Here is a 17,468-nt window from a genome sequence, read left to right on the forward strand (position 1 = left end):
CCGTAGAAATATTTTTTTACATCTATGCAGATTTTTCACAACTTTGAGATCAGAGTGATATCAAGGCGACAAGGAGTCGAAACGTACTTGGCTGTATCACTCCAACCTGCAAGGTGCCTTTATGGTGACAAGAAACATGAAACTGACTTCCAGGGCGCTACTGAGTTTCGGCGCCATCTGTGTACTGCTGATTGGTCTGGGAGGGCTGGCACTGTGGAAAATGGGACAGATTCACGACGCGGCACTGGATCTGCAAACCAACTGGCTGCCCAGCGTCAGGCAAGCCACGAAAATCGAATCCGGCACCTTGCGCGTGCGCCTGGAAGCACTGCACTACGCCACTGAGAACGATGCCCAGAAAGCCGCTTCGCTGGACAAGCTGGGGACCCTGAAGGCCAGCCTGGCCCAGGCCATCAAGGATTACGAACCGCTGGTTTCCAGCGCCGAGGAAAAAACCACCTTTGATCAGGTCAAGCGCGGCGCCCAGGACTACCTGGACAAGCTGGCGGTGCTGATCGAGAGCAGCAAGACCAACACTGCACAACAGACCAGCGACTACATCAACCAGGTCACCGTGCCCCTGGCCAACACCCTGCAGTCCGCCATCGAGGCACTGATCGCCATCAACGAAAACGGCGCCGAGCACTCCGCCAACCAGGCAGGCCAACAGTTCGACACCGGCCTGACCCTGACCTCGGTGATCATCGTCCTGGCGATTGTCCTGACGATCCTCATCGCCACCCTGTTCACCCGCAGCATCATCCGCCCGGTGCTGTCGCTGCTGGCCACCACCCAGAAGATCGCCGAGGGCGACTTGCGGGCCCAGGTGGACGTCAGCGGCCAGGACGAGCTGACCGACCTGCAGAAATCCACCCAGGCCATGCTCGACAGCCTGAAATCCACCATCCGCCACATCGCCGATTCGTCCACCCAACTGGCTTCCGCGGCCGAGGAAATGAGCGCCATCACCCGCGAGTCCAACGCCGGCATCCAGCAACAGAGCATGGAGACCGACCAGGCCGCCACCGCGGTCAATGAAATGACCGCTGCGGTGGAGGAAGTGGCACGCAACGCGGTGTCCGCCTCGCAATCCACCCAGGCCTCCGAGCGCTCGGCCGGGCTGGGCAAGGAGCGGGTCGAGCAGACCATCCACTCCATCGAGAAACTCACCGGCACCGTGGAACACACCCGGCTGGAAATGGCCGGCCTGGCCCAGCAGGCCCAGGACATCACCAAGGTCCTGGATGTAATCCGCGCCATTGCCGAGCAGACCAACCTGCTGGCCCTGAACGCCGCAATCGAGGCCGCCCGGGCAGGGGAACAGGGCCGCGGCTTCGCCGTGGTGGCCGATGAAGTGCGCGCCCTCGCCCACCGCACCCAGCTCTCGACCCAGGAGATCGAGCAGATGATCCAGGGCATCCAGAGCGGTTCGAGCAAGGCTATGCTGTCTATGCAGCAAAGCAGCGAGGACGCCAGCCAGACCCTGGCCATCGCCCACGAGGCCGGCGCCGCCATCGGTCATATCACCCAGGCCATCAGCGAAATCAACGAACGCAACCTGATGATCGCCACCGCCTCGGAGGAACAGGCCCAGGTGGCACGCTCGGTGGACCAGAACCTGATGAGCATCCGCGACCTGTCGCTGCAAAGCTCGTCCGCCGCCAGCCAGACTTCCATCGCCAGCAGTGAACTGTCGTCACTGGCGGTCAGTCTGAACAAACTGGTGGCACGCTTCTCCCTCTGACCGGGCGCGACCGGTCAAGCGGTTCAGGATAAGTAACGGCAAGGAGCGTTATCGATCAGCCAGCCCGGGCCGCCTCTTGGCGCCCGGGCCGGTCTGAATCAGGTGGGGGGCTCGACCGTGCTCAAACTCATTTCCGTGCAGCAGTTGCAGATGGGCATGTATATCCACCAGTTCTGCGGTTCGTGGCTGGACCATTCGTTCTGGAAAGCTGGCTTCGTGCTCAATAGCCACGCCGACCTGCAGCGTCTGCGCCAGTCCAATGTCAGCAGCCTGTGGATCGACTCGGACAAGGGCCTGGACCTGCCGGCGAACCCGCATCCCAGCGCGCCGGCCGCCCAGCCGCCGCTCAAGAGCGAAGCCCCGCTGCGGGTCGAGCGGGCCGAGGAAATCCAGCGTGCGCTGAAGATCTGCGCCCACTCCAAGAAGGCGGTGATGCAGATGTTCCAGGAGGTGCGCATGGGCCAGGCCATCGAGCTGGTCCAGGTGGACGAGCTGGTGCACAACATCTCCAGCTCGCTGCTGCGCCACCCCGACGTGCTGATCAGCCTGGCCCGGCTCAAGACCGCCGACGACTACACCTACATGCACTCGGTGGCGGTCTGCGCGCTGATGGTGGCGGTGGCCCGGCAACTGGAGCTGCCGGTGGAGCAGGTGCACCAGGCCGGAGTCGCCGGACTACTGCACGACATCGGCAAGCTGACCGTCCCCGACAGCATCCTCAACAAACCGGAAAAACTCTCCGCCGACGAGTTCGAGCGGATCAAGCTGCACCCCGCCGCCGGTGGTGCCATCCTGCGCCAGAACCCGCAGTTGGACGCGCTGGTGCTGGATGTGTGCCTGCACCATCACGAAAAGATCGACGGCAGCGGCTACCCGCACCACCTGGCAGGGGAGCAGATCAGTCTGTTCGCACAGATGGGCGCGGTCTGCGACGTGTATGACGCCGTGACCTCGACCCGCCCCTACAACCGTGGCTGGGACCCGGCCGAAGCCTTGCAGCGCATGTCCGGCTGGACCGGACATTTCGGCCCGCGGGTGTTGCAGGCCCTGGTCAAGTGCGTGGGCATCTACCCGGTGGGTTCCCTGGTGCGCCTGAACAGCGGCAAGCTGGCGGTGGTCCTGGAGCAGAACAGCGAGTCGCTGCTACTGCCCAAGGTCAAGGTGTTCTTTTCCACACGCTCGAAGATGCCCCTGCCGCAACGGGTCCTGGACCTTTCACGGCTGCAGGGCGAGGAACACATCGTCGCCCGGGAAGCGCAAGAGGCCTGGGACTTCAAGCAACTGCAACAGCTTTGGAGCGAGGTCCCGGCCTGAACCTCAGGTGCCCAGGGTCAGGCCGTTGGCCGGCAAGGGCAGCGCGGTCTTGTAGCGCACCTGCTTGAGGGCAAAGCTGGAACGGATATTGGCCACCCCGGGGACCTTGGTCAGGAAATCCATCATGAAGCGTTCCAGGGACTGGATGCTGGGCACCAGCACCCGGATCAGATAGTCCGGATCACCGGCCATCAGGTAGCACTCCATCACCTCCGGGCGGTCGGCGATGGCCTCCTCGAAGTGCTGCAGGGCCTCTTCCACCTGCTTCTCCAGGCTGACGTGGATGAACACATTGACGTGCAACCCCAACAGGTCGGCATCCAGCAGGGTCACCTGCTCGCGGATCAGCCCCAGCTCCTCCATGGCCTTGACCCGGTTGAAGCACGGGGTGGGAGAAAGATTCACCGAGCGGGCGAGGTCAGCGTTGGTGATGCGGGCATTCTCCTGAAGACTGTTGAGAATGCCGATATCGGTACGGTCCAGTTTGCGCATGAGACAAAACAACCTGTTTTTTATGTTTATGCAGATTTTTTATCTGCAAATACCGTCCAGCGCAATGAAACAGAGATAAATATTCTTCTACGCCCGGCCTATGATGTTTGTAGGACAAGATTTCTCTTACCCAGGGAATGACTGTCAGCTAGCGCGCCCAATTACAAGAAATCCACAAGATCGAGCGTAGAAAGCCATGACCCCAGCGTATGCACCGCTACGCCTGCACGTTCCCGAGCCCTCGGGGCGTCCCGGCTGCAAGACCGACTTCACCTACCTGCGTCTGAACGATGCCGGCCTGGCCCGCAAACCTCCTATCGATATCGAACCTGCCGACTGCGCCGACCTGGCCCGTGGCCTGATCCGCGTGCTCGACGATCAGGGCAACGCCCTGGGCGACTGGGCCGCGGACGTGCCTGTGGAGATCCTCCGCCAGGGCATGCGCGCCATGCTCAAGACGCGGATCTTCGACAACCGCATGGTGGTCGCCCAACGGCAGAAGAAGATGTCCTTCTATATGCAGAGCCTGGGCGAGGAAGCCATCGGCAGTGCCCAGGCCCTGGCGTTGAACATCGACGACATGTGCTTCCCCACCTACCGCCAGCAAAGCATCCTGATGGCCCGGGAAGTGCCGCTGGTGGAGATGATCTGCCAACTGCTGTCCAACGAGCGCGATCCGCTCAAGGGGCGCCAGCTGCCGATCATGTACTCGGTGAAGGAATCCGGGTTCTTTACTATCTCCGGCAACCTGGCGACCCAGTTCGTGCAGGGCGTGGGCTGGGGCATGGCCTCGGCGATCAAGGGCGATACCAAGATCGCCTCGGCCTGGATCGGCGACGGCGCCACCGCCGAGTCGGACTTCCACACCGCCCTGACCTTCGCCCACGTGTACCGCGCACCGGTGATCCTCAACGTGGTCAACAACCAGTGGGCAATCTCCACCTTCCAGGCCATCGCCGGCGGTGAAGCCACCACCTTCGCCGGACGCGGCGTGGGCTGCGGCATCGCTTCGCTGCGGGTCGACGGCAACGACTTCATCGCTGTCTACACCGCCTCGCGCTGGGCCGCCGAACGTGCCCGCCGCAACCTTGGCCCGACCCTGATCGAGTGGGTCACCTACCGCGCCGGCCCGCACTCCACCTCCGACGACCCATCGAAGTACCGCCCGGCCGACGACTGGAGCCACTTCCCCCTGGGCGATCCGATTGCCCGCCTCAAGCAGCACCTGATCAAGATCGGCCAGTGGTCCGAAGAGGAACACGCCGCGGTCAGTGCCGAGCTGGAAGCCCAGGTCATCGCCGCCCAGAAGGAAGCCGAGCAGTACGGCACCCTCGCCGGCGGCCAGATCCCCAGCGCCGCGACCATGTTCGAGGATGTCTACAAGGACATGCCCGAGCACTTGAAACGCCAACGCCAGGAACTGGGGATCTGAAATGAACGATCACAACAACAATATCCAGCTGGACACCGCCATGACCACCACCACCATGACCATGATCCAGGCCCTGCGCTCGGCTATGGATGTGATGCTCGAGCGTGACGACAACGTCGTGGTGTTCGGCCAGGACGTGGGCTACTTCGGCGGCGTGTTCCGCTGCACCGAAGGCCTGCAGGCCAAATACGGCACCTCGCGGGTGTTCGACGCGCCGATCTCGGAAAGCGGCATCGTCGGCGCGGCCATCGGCATGGGCGCCTACGGCCTGCGCCCGGTGGCGGAAATCCAGTTCGCCGACTACGTCTACCCGGCCTCGGACCAGATCATTTCCGAGGCCGCGCGCCTGCGCTATCGCTCCGCCGGCCAGTTCACCGCGCCCATGACCCTGCGCATGCCTTGCGGCGGCGGGATCTACGGCGGGCAGACCCATAGCCAGAGCATCGAGGCGATGTTTACCCAGGTCTGCGGCCTGCGCACCGTGATGCCGTCCAACCCCTACGACGCCAAGGGCCTGTTGATCGCCTCCATCGAGAACGATGACCCGGTGATCTTCCTCGAACCCAAGCGCCTGTATAACGGCCCCTTCGACGGCCACCACGATCGCCCGGTAACCCCCTGGTCGAAACACCCGGCGGCCCAGGTGCCGGACGGCTACTACAAGGTGCCGCTGGACGTGGCGGCCATCGCCCGCCCGGGCAAGGACGTGACCATCCTCACCTACGGCACCACCGTCTACGTGTCGCAAGTGGCGGCCGAGGAAACCGGCATCGACGCCGAGGTCATCGACCTGCGCAGCCTGTGGCCCCTGGACCTGGACACCATCGTCAAGTCGGTGAAGAAGACCGGCCGTTGCGTGGTGGTGCATGAAGCTACCCGTACCTGCGGTTTCGGCGCCGAACTGGTGTCGCTGGTGCAGGAACACTGCTTCCACCACCTGGAAGCCCCGATCGAGCGCGTCACCGGTTGGGATACGCCGTATCCCCACGCGCAGGAGTGGGCATATTTCCCAGGGCCGTCCCGAGTGGGCGCGGCGCTGCAACGGGTCATGGAGGTCTGAATGGGCACGCACGTTATCAAGATGCCGGACATCGGCGAAGGCATCGCGGAAGTTGAACTGGCGCAGTGGCACGTCAAGGTCGGCGATCAGGTAGTGGAAGATCAGGTGCTGGCGGACGTGATGACCGACAAGGCGATGGTCGACATCCCCTCCCCGGTGCACGGCAAGGTCATCTCCCTGGGCGGCGAGCCCGGTGAAGTGATGGCGGTGGGCAGCATCCTCATCAGCATCGAGGTCGAAGGCGCGGGCAACCTCAAGGAATCCGCCCAGGCAGCCGCACCGGCGGCAAAAGAGCCGGCAGCTATTAATAAGCCCGTGGCCGCCGCGCCAGTGGCCCAAGCCCCCAAAGCGGAAAAACCCGTCGCCAGTCCAGCAGCAGCCTGCCGCGCAGCGCCCCAGGCACCGGTGGCCCGGGAAGCCGACGAGCGTCCGCTGGCCTCGCCGGCGGTACGCAAGCACGCCCTGGACCTGGGCATCCAGCTGCGCCTGGTGCAAGGCAGCGGCCCGGCCGGGCGCATCCTGCACGAAGACCTGGACGCCTACCTGGCCCAGGACAGCCAGCCGCTCAAGGGTTACTCGGCGCCAGGGGCCGGCTATGCCGAACGCCATGATGAAGAGCAGATCCAGGTCATTGGCATGCGCCGCAAGATCGCCCAGCGCATGCAGGAGTCCAAGCATCGCGCCGCGCACTTCAGCTATGTCGAGGAAGTGGACGTCACCGCCCTGGAAGAGCTGCGCATCCACCTCAATGAAAAGCACGGCGCCACCCGCGGCAAGCTGACCCTGCTGCCGTTCCTGGTGCGGGCCATGGTCGTCGCCCTGCGCGACTTCCCGCAGATCAACGCCCGCTATGACGACGAAGCCCAGGTCATCACCCGCCACGGCGCGGTGCATGTCGGGGTCGCCACCCAGAGCGACGTCGGCCTGATGGTACCGGTGGTGCGCCACGCCGAAGCCCGCAGCCTGTGGGGCAACGCCGAGGAAATCGCGCGCCTGGCCCAGGCCGCTCGCAGCGGCAAGGCCGCCCGGGATGAACTCTCCGGTTCCACCATCACCCTCACCAGCCTCGGCGCGCTGGGCGGGATCGTCAGCACGCCGGTGCTGAACCTGCCGGAAGTGGCGATTGTCGGGGTCAACCGCATCGTCGAGCGGCCCATGGTGATCAAGGGCCAGATCGTGATCCGCAAGATGATGAACCTCTCCAGCTCCTTCGATCATCGGGTGGTCGACGGCATGGACGCTGCGCAATTCATCCAGGCCATTCGCGGCCTGCTCGAACAACCCGCCACGCTGTTTGTGGAGTAAGACATGCAACAGACTCTCAATACCCAACTGTTGATCATCGGCGGCGGCCCTGGCGGTTATGTGGCGGCCATCCGCGCCGGCCAGCTGGGCATCTCCACCATTCTGGTGGAGGGCCAGTCCCTGGGCGGCACCTGCCTGAACATCGGTTGCATCCCGTCCAAGGCGCTGATCCATGTCGCCGAGCAGTTCCACCAGACCCGCCACCACAGCCAGGGCTCGGCCCTGGGCATCGAAGTGGCGGCGCCAACCCTGAACATCGGCAAGAGCGTGGAATGGAAGGACGGCATCGTCGACCGCCTGACCACCGGGGTCGCCGCGCTGCTGAAGAAAAACAAGGTCCAGGTGATCCAGGGCTGGGCCAGGGTCATCGACGGCAAGACCGTGGAGATCGAAGGCGCCGATACCCGCATCCAGTGCGAGCACCTGCTGCTGGCCACCGGTTCGAAAAGCGTCAACCTGCCGATGCTGCCCATCGGCGGGCCGATCATTTCCTCCACCGAGGCCCTGGCACCCAAGACCCTGCCCAAGCGCCTGACCGTGGTCGGCGGCGGCTACATCGGCCTGGAACTGGGCATCGCCTACCGCAAGCTCGGGGTCGAGGTCAGCGTGGTGGAGGCCCAGGAACGCATCCTGCCCGCCTACGACGGCGAACTGACCCAGCCGGTGCTGGACTCGGTGAAGCAGTTGGGGATCAAGCTCTACCTCAAGCACAGCGTGCTGGGCTTCGATGCCGCCAGCAGCAGCCTGCAGGTACGCGAGCCCAATGGCGACACCCTGAACCTGGCCACCGACCAGGTACTGGTGGCGGTGGGCCGCAAGCCCAACACCCAGGGCTGGAACCTGGAAAGCCTGAACCTGGACATGAACGGCGCGGCCATCAAGATCGACCACCGGTGCCAGACCAGCATGCGCAACGTCTGGGCCATCGGCGACCTGAGCGGTGAGCCGATGCTCGCGCACCGGGCCATGGCCCAGGGCGAGATGGTCGCCGAGCTGATCGCCGGCAAGCACCGGGAATTCAACCCGGCAGCGATCCCCGCGGTGTGCTTCACCGACCCGGAACTGGTGGTGGTGGGCAAGACCCCGGACGAGGCCCGCGCTGCCGGCCTGGATTGCATCGTCAGCAGCTTCCCGTTCGCGGCCAATGGCCGGGCCATGACCCTGGAATCGAAAAGCGGTTTCGTGCGGGTGGTGGCCCGAAGTGACAATCACCTGATTGTCGGCTGGCAGGCAGTGGGAGTCGGAGTCTCCGAGTTGTCCACGGCGTTCGGCCAATCCCTGGAAATGGGCGCGCGCCTGGAAGACATCGGCGGCACCATCCACGCCCACCCGACCCTGGGTGAAGCGGTCCAGGAAGCGGCGCTGCGGGCACTGGGCCACGCCCTGCATCTGTAACCATTCAAGGGGCACACAGGACAGTGCCCAGGTAGGAGCGAGCTTGCTCGCGAAAGGGCTGACGGGGATAGCCAAGCGTTCGCGCCGGGGCCTTCGCGAGCAAGCTCGCTCCTACAGGGGTATGGGGCTGTTATGGGGGAAGCTTCATAAGCAGGCTAAGTTTTTTTGCGCCCCCTCCCATCGTCCGGGATGCGGCACGCCCCCGGAATGCAGTATTGTTGTGCCCATCCAAAAAAACGTCAGAAGCCTTGAGCCGTTCCGACGGTTGTTAAGCGATAGAGGGTGTCATGGGTAACGAAAGCATCAATTGGGACAAGCTGGGTTTTGACTACATCAAGACAGACAAGCGCTATCTGTCGCACTGGCGTAACGGCGAGTGGGACGCAGGCACCCTGACTGAAGACAATGTGCTGCACATCAGCGAGGGCTCCACCGCCCTGCACTATGGCCAGCAATGTTTCGAAGGCCTCAAGGCCTACCGCTGCAAGGACGGTTCGATCAACCTGTTCCGTCCGGACCAGAACGCCGCACGCATGCAGCGCAGCTGCGCCCGCCTGCTGATGCCGCAGGTCTCCACCGAACAGTTCATCGAAGCCTGCAAGGCCGTGGTCAAGGCCAACGAACGCTTCATCCCGCCCTACGGCACCGGCGGCGCGCTGTACCTGCGCCCGTTCGTGATCGGCGTCGGCGACAACATCGGCGTGCGCACCGCGCCGGAGTTCATCTTCTCGATCTTCGCCATCCCGGTCGGCGCCTACTTCAAGGGCGGCCTGACCCCGCACAACTTCCTGATCTCCAGCTACGACCGCGCGGCGCCTCAGGGCACCGGCGCGGCCAAGGTCGGTGGCAACTACGCCGCCAGCCTGATGCCCGGCGCCCAGGCCAAGAAGGCCAGCTTCGCCGACTGCATCTACCTCGACCCGCTGACCCACAGCAAGATCGAGGAAGTGGGTTCGGCCAACTTCTTCGGCATCACCCATGACGACAAATTCGTCACCCCCAACTCGCCATCGGTTCTGCCGGGCATCACCCGCCTGTCGCTGATCGAGCTGGCCAAGACCCGCCTGGGCCTGGAAGTGGTCGAAGGCGACGTGTTCATCGACAAGCTGGCGGACTTCAAGGAAGCCGGTGCCTGCGGTACTGCCGCGGTGATCACGCCGATCGGCGGCATCGAGTACCAGAACAAGCTGCACGTGTTCTACAGCGAAAAAGAAGTCGGCCCGATCACCCAGAAGCTCTATAAAGAGCTGACCGGTGTGCAGACCGGCGACGTCGAAGCGCCAGCGGGCTGGATCGTCAAGGTCTGATTCCCCCCCTGCTTCAGCCGAGCCCGCCCCTGGTTGCCAGGGGCGGGCTTTTTCATGCCTGGAGCCTGCAGAATGCCAACCGAAGGAGGGGCTCCCCTCAGAGGCTGATACCGAACAACATCAGCACTTGTTGCGTTCCATCCACCACCAGCAGCGCGGCCTGGGATGCCATCAAGGTGTAGAAAAAGCTCGCGATCAACACGCAGAGCTCGAACCAGACGAACATCGGCCAGTTGCTGGCGCGCAGCGGCCGCTCCTGCATGAGCTGCCTCACGCCGTTGCGTGGCAGGTGATAGACGATCTCGAACACCTTGGTCTCGCGAAAATTCTTGAACACTGCATACATCACGGCAAAGCCGGTGACAGCCGCCATCCACCAGAAACCGACCAGTTCCACCCCGCTCTGCCCCTGGAACTGGAGGCTGGCGCTCTGTTGAAAAAAAGGAATGCCCACCGCTGAAACCAAAGGCATCACGACCCCGAAGTAGACCACCAGCCCCAGGCTGGCCATGGCCACACCGCTGGCAAACACACTGATGCGGATCACCCAGGCGAGGAACCCGGGGGAAAACTTCGAATAGGCCCTCTGGGTTTCGATCACCAGCAAGGGGATCAGCATGGTCAGCACTCCAACCGCGATGTCCACTACCTTGAACCCGGTCTTGGGCAGCAGCAGCGCCGCCAGGAAGGTCACGCCGCGGCTGCCCACCCGCCACATCATCTTCGCGTCGTCAGTCACTCCCTTCGACCAGAATTCCTCGGTAATGCCCTTGCCGTCATCCACGCCGTCATCCATTGGCTGCCTGCCTCATTGTTCAAAGCCGCCCATTGTCAGGGAAGACCCTGGGGCCTGCCCAGCGCTATCGCCGCGCGGCTGGCCGATCCGCTTGCCTGGCCGTGCTGCCACCTGGCTGGCCTGGCCGTCGCGCTGCTTGCCGTGGCGAGCCTGGTTGATCAGTGCCGGAATCAACGGCCCCTCCGGCAGGTGCTTCCAGAAGCGCGCCGGCAAATGCCCCTGCATCACCCGGGGGTTGAGCCGCGCCGGGTTGAAGATATGGCTGTAGTAGGCCAGCCACAGCTCGCCCCCGGGGTCTTCACCGGCCTGGGCCAGTTGCCGCCAGGCGCTGGGGCAGCGCCTGTGGTGGTGCAGTTGCGTACCGTCGAAATACACCCCGTCCCGGGGTGTGGCGATCATCCAGCGGTGGCGCCCCATGCGCCCGATGAAATGCCGGCTGGCCTGGGCCAGGATGTCGTGGGCCGGCTCGTGCCAGGCCACGTATTCAGGCTGCTCGGCCAGCTGTGAGCGGCCCGCGGGCAAGCTGACGAAGCGCACGAAGGCATGCAGGTGATGGGCCTCGCGGTCGACTTGCTTGATTCGCCGCTGCAACTCGCTGCCCAGTTGATCGCCGCTGAGCATGGCCGTGCGGTCGCCATGGCTGACCCGCCACAGCACCTCGTACAACAGGCTCCAGCGCTGCTCGCCGCGATAGCAGGCGGCCCGTTCCAGCAGCTCCAGCAGGGCCAGGGGAATCCGCGCACGAAACGGACCGGGCTGCTCAGGGCAAGCCTCATCGCTGGCGAACAGATCGGCGTCCTGCGTCCCGGACCAACTGACCCGGCTCGGGTCGATGGAATGGCTGAGCAGCCAGCGCGCCTGCTGGCGCCAGGTGTCGAACAGGTCGTCACAGTCCAGGCTGATCATCCCCAAAGCCCCATCTGCTGCGGTTGCGGGCGTTCCCGCAGTTGCTGGTAGAGCAGCGCGCTGCTGGTCTCCGCCTGCTGCGGGTGATAGTCGCTGGTGATAAAGAACGGCCTGGCCTTGCTCAGCACACAGCGCATGCGCGCCAGGTCCTCGTAGCGGATACGCCGCTCGCGGCGCAGTTCCACCAGGCGCTGGGTAGTGCGCAGGCCGATCCCCGGAATGCGCGAGATCAGCGCCGGTTCGGCACGGTTCAGGTCCAGGGGAAACACGCTGCGGTTGTCCAGGGCCCAGGCCAGCTTGGGGTCCATGTCCAGGGCCAGGTGCCCCGGCCCCTGGAACAGTTCGTTGGCGCTGAAGCCATAGCCGCGCAGCAGGAAGTCGGCCTGGTACAGGCGGTGCTCGCGCATCAGCGGTGGCGCGGCCAGGGGTACGCTTTTCGGGCTGTTGGGAATCGGGCTGAAGGCCGAGTAATAGACCCGGCGCAGGCGGAAGTTGCCGTACAGCGCCTCGGCGCTGTGGAGGATGGTGCTGTCGTCGGTGTCATCGGCGCCGACGATCATCTGGGTGCTCTGCCCGGCCGGGGCGAAGCGCGGCGCCCGGGGCTCGTTGAGCACCGTCTGCTCGCCGGTATAGATGGTGCCCATGGCCTGCTTGATCGAACCCAGGTGCTTTTCCGGGGCCAGGGCCTTGAGGCCCTGGTCGGTGGGCAGCTCGACGTTGACGCTGAGGCGGTCGGCGTAGCGCCCGGCCTGCTCGATCAGCAACGGGTCGGCGTCGGGGATGGTCTTGAGGTGGATGTAGCCACGGAACTCGTGCTCTTCGCGCAGCAGCCTGGCCACCTGCACCAGTTGCTCCATGGTGTAGTCCGCCGAGCGGATGATCCCCGAGCTGAGGAACAGCCCGCTGACGCAATTGCGCCGGTAGAAATCCAGGGTCAGGCGCACGACTTCCTCGGGGCTGAAGCGTGCCCGGGGTACGTCGCTGGAACGGCGATTGACGCAGTACTGGCAGTCGTAGAGGCAGAAATTGGTCAGCAGCACCTTGAGCAGCGAGACGCAGCGCCCGTCCGGCGTATAGCTGTGGCAGATGCCCATGCCATTGCTCGAACCCAGCCCGCTCTTGCCTTCGGAACTGCGCTTGGGCGCGCCGCTGCTGGCGCAGGAAGCGTCGTACTTGGCGGCATCGGCGAGGATGCTCAGCTTGTCGATCAGTTGCATGGTCGGGCCCGGATACTGTTTTTATATACAGTACAGAGTAAAACCCCGGGACCACAAGAGAGCTGCCGGGGGGAAATTGAAAAAAAACGTCTCGCCACCCCCTCGGCAGCCTGGAGCTATTGGCGAAAATCCTTAAGATACCCTCCGCGCCCACGCCCCCTGGAAAGGACTCTGCCCCATGCATCGCCTCTACCGTTTCTGCCTGTTCGGCATGGCCTTGCTGTCGAGCATTGCCGCCAGCGCCGCGCCCACCGACCAGGAACTGATCGCTGCCCTGTACGCCAAAGTCCAGGCCCGGCAGGACTGGCAGGCCCAGGCCAGGCAATGCCCCGGCGACAACATGCCGGCCAGGGCCGCGATACGGGTCACGCAGGCCAACCGCTGCGAAACCCCGGAGCAGCTGGGGGCCTGCCTGCAGCGCTGCGAGGCCGGCGACGGCAACGATTGCTACTGGCTGGCAACCACCCTGCAACAGGCCAAAGGGCCTGCCGAAGGCTATGAACCGCTGTACCAGCGCGCTTGCAGCCTGGGCCTGGTCTCCGGCTGCACCAACCGCGCCGCCGGCATGCTCACGGCCGACGCCGACAGCCAGGGCACCCGGCACTGTGCAGTGCAGACCTTCAACAAGGCCTGTGAGCTGGATGACCCCTGGGCCTGCACCATGTACGGCTTCCACCTGAGCCGGGGCATAGGCGTAGCGCCCGACGCCGATCTGGCGCTGAAGGTGCTGGATAAATCCTGCAAGCACGGCCCCGCCGACCCTGCCTGCAGCGGTGCCCGCCAGTTGCAGGAAGACATTCGCAACGCCCTTGAAGCGGCGAAACGCTGAATCGTCCCGGGAACGGTCTCGCTGGCAGGAGCCGACTTGCCAGCGCCCGGGCGTTCAAGAACTGCGCGGCGCCACCGGGCTTTCGCGATTGCGCTTGAAACGCTGGCGCAGCCATTCGTAGCCGCTGACCATGACAATCCCCGCCAGCACCAGCAACGCGCCGAAAATGAAGTTCGGCTCCAGCGGCTCATGCAGCAGCCAGACCCCGAAACCGATGCCGAACAGCGGGGTCATGAACGACAGCACGCCCAACCGCGAGGCCGGGTAGCGGCGCAGCAGGGTGAACCAGATCAGGAAGCTGGCGAACGACACCACCAACACCTGGAAGCCCAGGCTGGCGACCACCAACGGAGTGAAACGGATGCTGGTCTGATCGGTCAGCAGCGCCGCCAGCCCGAGCCAGACAAAGGCCCCCAGCAGTTGATACTGCAGGGTCCGGGTGGTGGGGCTGGAGGCTAGCCGCGAACAGCGCACCACCACGGTGGTCGCGCCCCAGGCGACCCCGCCCAGCACCCCGAGAAAATCCCCCAGCAGCACATGGCTGCCACCGCCGTGCCCGGCCGCGGCGGGGCCGCTAAAGGCCACGACTATGCCGCCAAAGGCCACGCTGATACCCAGCCACTGCGCGGGTTTCAACCGCTCGGCCGGCATCAGCCAGTGCAGCCCCAGGGCGGCGAAGATCGGCGCGGTATAGAGAAAGATCGCCATGTGCGAGGCCGTGGTGTAGCGCAGCCCTTCACCCACCAGCAAAAACTCCAGGGCGAACAGCCCGCCCACCAGCAGGCCCGGGCGCCAATGGCCGTCGCCCAGCCCCAGGCGCTCGCCGCGCCAGCACATCAGCAGGCCCACCAGCAGCGCCGCGCCGCCGGAGCGCAGGGCAATCTGCAGCACCGGGGCGATGTCCGACGCAGTGGCCTTGAGCGCCACCTGCTGCAGGCCCCAGATCGCGCACAGGCCGACCATCAGGCTGCAGGCGGTGGCATCCAGGGGTTGGCGAGTGGCCATGGCAGATCCTTCATCGAGAAAAAGTGATGAAGGATTGTCCGCCTGACAGTTTTCCTAGATATAGTTTTAATCCGCCAGCCCATAGCACTTATCCGCCAACCGGTGCCCGACATGAACAAAGCCGCGCAACAGTTGCACCTGCCGCCTTTCAGCGAAGCCCTGCCGGCGCCGATCTTCTTTCGCGCGGCCAATCTGCCGGCCCACGCCACCTACCCGCGCCACCGCCATCCGTGGGGCGAGTTCGTCTATGCCTACAGCGGGGTGATGGAAATCGAGCTGGGCGACCACCATTACCTGGCGCCGCCGCAGTACGGCATCTGGCTGCCGCCGAATGTCGAGCACATGGGCTTCAACCGCCACGAAGCCTGCCACTGCTCGCTGTACCTGGCGCCCGAGCTGTGCACCGCCCTGCCCGCCCGGCACTGCGCCCTGAGCCTCAGCCCGCTGGTCCTGGCGCTCCTGGACGACTTGCGCCAGGCGCCACCGGGCCTGCCCCAGAGCGACGAGCAACAGCGCATGCTGCAGGTGCTGGTGGACAAGCTGGGGCATGCCTCCTGCGCCGGCAGCTACCTGCCCTCGTCCGACGACCCGCTGCTGGGCCCGGTGCTGCGCACCCTCAAGGCCAACCCCGGCGACCCGCGCTCGCTGCCGCAACTGGCCCATGCCGCCAACACCAGCGAACGCACGCTGATGCGGCGCAGCCAGCGCGAGCTGGGCATGTCACTGGTGGAATGGCGCCAGCGCCTGAAAGTGGTGCAGGCCCTGGCCCTGCTGGAACAGGGACGGACCGTGGAAAGCATCGGCCTGGACCTGGGCTACAGCAGCGCCTCGGCCTTTATCAGCATGTTCCGGCGGATGATGGGCACCACCCCGGATGAATACCGCCGCCAAGCCATGGGCCGCGACTGAGCCCGGCGCACCTATTGATGCTGCACCTGCATCATGGAACTGACCTGCACCTGCGCGTGCATCTGCTCCGCCCCGCCACCGCGACGCATGCCGCGTACCGGGCAGGCGTCCAGATAATCCAGGCCCACCGCCAGTTTCAGGTGGCGCTCGGGGCGGTCCAGGCGGTTGGTCACGTCGAAGCTGTACCAGCCGTCATCCAGCCAGGCTTCGGCCCAGGCATGGCTGGCCAGGTGGCTCTGGTCCTCGGTGCACAGGTAGCCGGACACGTAGCGCGCCGGTATGCCCAGGCTACGGGCGCAGGCCAGGAACGCATGGGTGTGGTCCTGGCAGACGCCGGCGCCGCCGGCAAAGGCTTGCGCGCCGGTGCTGCCGACCCCGGTGGCGCCAGGGCTGTAGGGCATGTGCTCGGCCAGGGCCTGCATCAGCTCGATCAGCGCGGCGCGATCGCGGCGCTCGCCACAATGCTGTCGGGCAAAGTCGCTCAGGGCCGGGTCGGCCTTGCTCAGGTGGCTGCTGCGCAGGAACGGCAGCGGCGACTGGCTGTCGCCCTCCACTTCGCGCAGCGGGTCGATCTGCACTTCGCCGAAGGCGCTGAGGACGATCGCGCCGTGGGGCTCGTCCAGGGTCATGACGTGGAGGATGTTGCCGTAGGGATCGCGCTGGGCACGCACCCGCCGCGGCAGCTCCAGGTGCCATTGGAGGATCTGCTGGCGCAGGCTGTTCTGGGGCGTCAGGCGCAGGAACTGGATGCTGGTGCAGACTTCATCGGTGTAGCTGTAGGTCGTGTCGTGACGAATGGACAGTTTCATACCACCTCCAGATAGGACTCGTGCACGGTTTGCCCCAGGTGGCGGATCTGAGCGATGCAGTCGGTCAGCCACTGGTGCAGCCCGGAGTCGAGAATCTCGTTGATCCCGGTGTAGCGCAGCCGCGCATTCAGCTCGGCGGCCAGGCGCTGGGCCGGGCGGCCGTTGTCCCCCGGCAGCGCGGCGAGGATCTGGTCCAGCTCCTCGACGCAGGCGTGCAGCGAGCGCGGCACATCGGCGCGCAGCAGCAGCATTTCGGACACCTGCTCGGCCCCCGGGGCATTGCGGTAGATCTCGTTGAACGCCTCGAAGGAGGACAAGGCGCGAAGCAAGGCGCTCCACTGGTAGTAGCCGCGGGCCGAATCGTCGCTGACCTCCTCGGACTCCTCGCCGAACATTTCATAGCGCGCATCCAGCAGGCGCAGGGTGTTGTCGGCGCGTTCGATAAAGGTTCCCAGGCGGATAAAGCGATAGGCATCGTTGCGCATGATGGTGCCGGCGGTAGCGCCGCGGAACAGGTGCGAACGCTCCTTGACCCACTCGCAGAACTGGCTGATGCCATAGCGCCCCAGGCCGTTGCGGGCGATGTTGCGCATCTCCAGCCAGGTGGCGTTGATGTTTTCCCACATGTCGGCGGTGATCCGCCCGCGCACCGCGTGGGCATTGCTGCGTGCCGCGCGCAGGCAGCAGTAGATGCTGCCCGGGTTGCTCTCGTCGAGGGCGAAGAAATGCAGCATGCGCTCGCTGTTGAGTTCGCCGTGGCGCTGGTGGTAATCGTCCAGGGTGCCGGCGGCCAGCAGCGACATGGCCAGTTCGGCCTGGCCGTCGCCGCGCCCGGCCTGGGGCATCAGCGACAGCGAGTAACTGACTTCGAGCATGCGTGCCAGGTTCTCGGCACGCTCCAGGTAGCGGGACATCCAGTACAGATCGGCTGCGGTTCTTGAAAGCATG

At 64.9% G+C, this 17,468-nt stretch carries 16 protein-coding genes; 9 read left to right on the forward strand and 7 right to left on the reverse strand.

Annotation, left to right across the window (positions count from 1 at the left end; all coding sequences use genetic code 11):
• Window positions 1-121: 121 nt before the first annotated feature.
• Both BM382_RS05840 and BM382_RS05845 read left to right on the forward strand, forming a co-directional pair.
• On the forward strand, window positions 122-1,744 hold the full coding sequence (locus BM382_RS05840; RefSeq protein ID WP_015635271.1) for a methyl-accepting chemotaxis protein: 1,623 nt from the start codon (window positions 122-124) through the stop codon (window positions 1,742-1,744).
• A gap of 117 nt (window positions 1,745-1,861) precedes the next feature.
• Window positions 1,862-3,058: a cyclic di-GMP phosphodiesterase gene (locus tag BM382_RS05845; RefSeq protein ID WP_072442449.1), complete on the forward strand. Its 1,197-nt coding sequence runs from the start codon at window positions 1,862-1,864 to the stop codon at window positions 3,056-3,058.
• Between the two features lie 3 nt (window positions 3,059-3,061).
• Here the strand turns inward: BM382_RS05845 and bkdR are convergent, their stop codons facing one another.
• Window positions 3,062-3,550 carry a Bkd operon transcriptional regulator BkdR gene (gene bkdR, locus BM382_RS05850; RefSeq protein ID WP_011060831.1) on the reverse strand — a complete coding sequence of 163 codons (489 nt, stop codon included), beginning with the start codon at window positions 3,548-3,550 and terminating at the stop codon, window positions 3,062-3,064.
• A gap of 196 nt (window positions 3,551-3,746) precedes the next feature.
• Here bkdR and BM382_RS05855 point away from each other — a divergent pair, with 196 nt between their 5' ends.
• From BM382_RS05855 to BM382_RS05875, 5 genes are all read left to right on the forward strand, one after another.
• A complete protein-coding gene (locus tag BM382_RS05855; RefSeq protein ID WP_065363800.1) occupies window positions 3,747-4,982 on the forward strand; it encodes a 3-methyl-2-oxobutanoate dehydrogenase (2-methylpropanoyl-transferring) subunit alpha in 1,236 nt (411 codons plus the stop codon).
• A 1-nt stretch (window position 4,983) separates the two neighbouring features.
• On the forward strand, window positions 4,984-6,042 hold the full coding sequence (locus BM382_RS05860; RefSeq protein ID WP_011060829.1) for an alpha-ketoacid dehydrogenase subunit beta: 1,059 nt from the start codon (window positions 4,984-4,986) through the stop codon (window positions 6,040-6,042).
• Window positions 6,043-7,347, forward strand: coding sequence for a dihydrolipoamide acetyltransferase family protein (locus BM382_RS05865; RefSeq protein ID WP_019094316.1), 1,305 nt, complete (start codon window positions 6,043-6,045; stop codon window positions 7,345-7,347). It begins immediately after the preceding gene.
• A 3-nt stretch (window positions 7,348-7,350) separates the two neighbouring features.
• Window positions 7,351-8,742 (forward strand): dihydrolipoyl dehydrogenase, encoded by a 1,392-nt coding sequence (lpdA, locus tag BM382_RS05870; RefSeq protein WP_041117646.1) that lies wholly within the window; start codon window positions 7,351-7,353, stop codon window positions 8,740-8,742.
• Between the two features lie 287 nt (window positions 8,743-9,029).
• Window positions 9,030-10,049: a branched-chain amino acid aminotransferase gene (locus tag BM382_RS05875; RefSeq protein ID WP_011060826.1), complete on the forward strand. Its 1,020-nt coding sequence runs from the start codon at window positions 9,030-9,032 to the stop codon at window positions 10,047-10,049.
• A 97-nt stretch (window positions 10,050-10,146) separates the two neighbouring features.
• On the opposite strand, the gene BM382_RS05880 is transcribed toward BM382_RS05875, so the two are convergent.
• From BM382_RS05880 to BM382_RS05890, 3 genes are read right to left on the reverse strand one after another with little or no spacing between them, the layout of a single operon-like run.
• Entirely contained in the window at window positions 10,147-10,845 is a 699-nt protein-coding gene (locus BM382_RS05880) for a hypothetical protein (protein WP_019094318.1), read from the reverse strand.
• Between the two features lie 12 nt (window positions 10,846-10,857).
• Window positions 10,858-11,751: a TIGR03915 family putative DNA repair protein gene (locus BM382_RS05885; RefSeq protein WP_072442249.1), complete on the reverse strand. Its 894-nt coding sequence runs from the start codon at window positions 11,749-11,751 to the stop codon at window positions 10,858-10,860.
• The gene (locus tag BM382_RS05890) at window positions 11,748-12,968 is read right to left on the reverse strand and encodes a putative DNA modification/repair radical SAM protein (RefSeq protein WP_015635263.1); all 1,221 of its coding nucleotides are present in this window, start codon (window positions 12,966-12,968) and stop codon (window positions 11,748-11,750) included. The genes BM382_RS05885 and BM382_RS05890 overlap by 4 nt, the downstream gene beginning before the upstream one ends.
• A 178-nt stretch (window positions 12,969-13,146) precedes the next feature.
• Here BM382_RS05890 and BM382_RS05895 point away from each other — a divergent pair, with 178 nt between their 5' ends.
• Entirely contained in the window at window positions 13,147-13,797 is a 651-nt protein-coding gene (locus tag BM382_RS05895; protein WP_072442251.1) for an SEL1-like repeat protein, read from the forward strand.
• Window positions 13,798-13,851: 54 nt separating this feature from the next.
• Here the strand turns inward: BM382_RS05895 and BM382_RS05900 are convergent, their stop codons facing one another.
• A complete protein-coding gene (locus BM382_RS05900) occupies window positions 13,852-14,802 on the reverse strand; it encodes a DMT family transporter (RefSeq protein WP_072442253.1) in 951 nt (316 codons plus the stop codon).
• A gap of 111 nt (window positions 14,803-14,913) precedes the next feature.
• Here BM382_RS05900 and BM382_RS05905 point away from each other — a divergent pair, with 111 nt between their 5' ends.
• On the forward strand, window positions 14,914-15,711 hold the full coding sequence (locus BM382_RS05905) for an AraC family transcriptional regulator (protein ID WP_011060818.1): 798 nt from the start codon (window positions 14,914-14,916) through the stop codon (window positions 15,709-15,711).
• Between the two features lie 11 nt (window positions 15,712-15,722).
• Here the strand turns inward: BM382_RS05905 and BM382_RS05910 are convergent, their stop codons facing one another.
• A complete protein-coding gene (locus tag BM382_RS05910) occupies window positions 15,723-16,520 on the reverse strand; it encodes a transglutaminase family protein (RefSeq protein ID WP_011060817.1) in 798 nt (265 codons plus the stop codon).
• Window positions 16,517-17,467, reverse strand: coding sequence for an alpha-E domain-containing protein (locus BM382_RS05915; protein ID WP_011060816.1), 951 nt, complete (start codon window positions 17,465-17,467; stop codon window positions 16,517-16,519). The genes BM382_RS05910 and BM382_RS05915 overlap by 4 nt, the downstream gene beginning before the upstream one ends.
• Window position 17,468: the final 1 nt, after the last annotated feature.

The sequence above is a fragment of the Pseudomonas sp. NFPP25 genome (assembly GCF_900116505.1).
GTDB classification, from domain to species: Bacteria; Pseudomonadota; Gammaproteobacteria; order Pseudomonadales; family Pseudomonadaceae; genus Aquipseudomonas; species Aquipseudomonas protegens.

Bases quoted from the DNA above. Each gene is read 5' to 3' on its own strand.
- BM382_RS05915 (WP_011060816.1), bottom strand. From the start codon at position 17,467: ATGCTTTCAAGAACCGCAGCCGATCTGTACTGGATGTCCCGCTACCTG.
- BM382_RS05840 (WP_015635271.1), top strand. From the start codon at position 122: ATGGTGACAAGAAACATGAAACTGACTTCCAGGGCGCTACTGAGTTTC.
- BM382_RS05865 (WP_019094316.1), top strand. From the start codon at position 6,043: ATGGGCACGCACGTTATCAAGATGCCGGACATCGGCGAAGGCATCGCG.
- BM382_RS05895 (WP_072442251.1), top strand. From the start codon at position 13,147: ATGCATCGCCTCTACCGTTTCTGCCTGTTCGGCATGGCCTTGCTGTCG.
- BM382_RS05875 (WP_011060826.1), top strand. From the start codon at position 9,030: ATGGGTAACGAAAGCATCAATTGGGACAAGCTGGGTTTTGACTACATC.
- BM382_RS05900 (WP_072442253.1), bottom strand. From the start codon at position 14,802: ATGGCCACTCGCCAACCCCTGGATGCCACCGCCTGCAGCCTGATGGTC.
- bkdR (WP_011060831.1), bottom strand. From the start codon at position 3,550: ATGCGCAAACTGGACCGTACCGATATCGGCATTCTCAACAGTCTTCAG.
- BM382_RS05860 (WP_011060829.1), top strand. From the start codon at position 4,984: ATGAACGATCACAACAACAATATCCAGCTGGACACCGCCATGACCACC.
- BM382_RS05855 (WP_065363800.1), top strand. From the start codon at position 3,747: ATGACCCCAGCGTATGCACCGCTACGCCTGCACGTTCCCGAGCCCTCG.
- BM382_RS05885 (WP_072442249.1), bottom strand. From the start codon at position 11,751: ATGATCAGCCTGGACTGTGACGACCTGTTCGACACCTGGCGCCAGCAG.
- BM382_RS05905 (WP_011060818.1), top strand. From the start codon at position 14,914: ATGAACAAAGCCGCGCAACAGTTGCACCTGCCGCCTTTCAGCGAAGCC.
- BM382_RS05880 (WP_019094318.1), bottom strand. From the start codon at position 10,845: ATGGATGACGGCGTGGATGACGGCAAGGGCATTACCGAGGAATTCTGG.
- BM382_RS05910 (WP_011060817.1), bottom strand. From the start codon at position 16,520: ATGAAACTGTCCATTCGTCACGACACGACCTACAGCTACACCGATGAA.
- BM382_RS05890 (WP_015635263.1), bottom strand. From the start codon at position 12,968: ATGCAACTGATCGACAAGCTGAGCATCCTCGCCGATGCCGCCAAGTAC.
- lpdA (WP_041117646.1), top strand. From the start codon at position 7,351: ATGCAACAGACTCTCAATACCCAACTGTTGATCATCGGCGGCGGCCCT.